This window comes from Tepidimonas sp. (assembly GCF_046292505.1).
Taxonomy (GTDB): domain Bacteria; phylum Pseudomonadota; class Gammaproteobacteria; order Burkholderiales; family Burkholderiaceae_C; genus Tepidimonas.
The window spans coordinates 1-686 of record NZ_JBKBQX010000191.1 but is presented as its reverse complement, the minus strand read 5'-3'; the positions used below and the strand labels follow the sequence as shown (position 1 = coordinate 686).

Genomic DNA, 686 nt, shown 5'->3' with positions numbered 1-686 from the left:
TGGAAGTCATGTATCAGAGGCTATTCAAGTTTTGGCCAGCAGTCTCTGCCCATCTGGGCGCAACTCACCCTTTGGAGAGATATGTCGGTACAGCGTCTGCCGGGTGACGCCAAGTTCCTGGCACAGGTCGCCGACCTTGGTTTCCGGCTGCCCCATGGCGGCCATCGCCAGTCGCAGCTTGGCCGCTGTCATCTTGAAGGGCCGTCCGCCTTTGCGGCCCCGTGCCCGCGCCGAGGCCAGTCCTGCCACAGTGCGCTCGGTTATCAGCTCGCGCTCGAACTCGGCTAGTGCGGCGAAGATGCCAAAAACCAGTTTGCCGGCGGCGGTCGTGGTGTCGATGGCTGCGCCGTGGCCGGTCAGCACCTTCAGGCCGACGCCGCGCCCAGTCAGGTCGTGCACGGTGTTGATGAGATGCCGCAGGTCGCGCCCAAGCCGGTCGAGCTTCCACACGACCAGCGTATCCCCCGGCCGCAGCGCCTTCAGACAGTTCGCCAGGCCGGGACGATCCTCGCGCTTGCCCGATGCCTGATCCTCGTACAGATGCGCCGGATCGACGCCGGCAGCGATCAGCGCATCACGTTGCAAGTCGGTCGCCTGCGAGCCATCCGCCTTCGACACCCGCATGTAGCCAATCAGCATCTCTCACCTGTCACATATACGTTCGATTATGTGACAGTGTGAGCCAG

1 protein-coding gene is annotated in these 686 nt (G+C 63.6%); it reads right to left on the bottom strand.

Annotation, left to right across the window (positions count from 1 at the left end; translation table 11 throughout):
* Positions 1 to 24 precede the first annotated feature (24 nt).
* On the bottom strand, positions 25 to 639 hold the full coding sequence (locus ACK4TH_RS12670) for a recombinase family protein (RefSeq protein ID WP_409626961.1): 615 nt from the start codon (positions 637 to 639) through the stop codon (positions 25 to 27).
* Between the last annotated feature and the right edge of the window lie 47 nt (positions 640 to 686).

Bases quoted from the DNA above. Each gene is read 5' to 3' on its own strand.
- ACK4TH_RS12670 (WP_409626961.1), bottom strand. From the start codon at position 639: ATGCTGATTGGCTACATGCGGGTGTCGAAGGCGGATGGCTCGCAGGCG.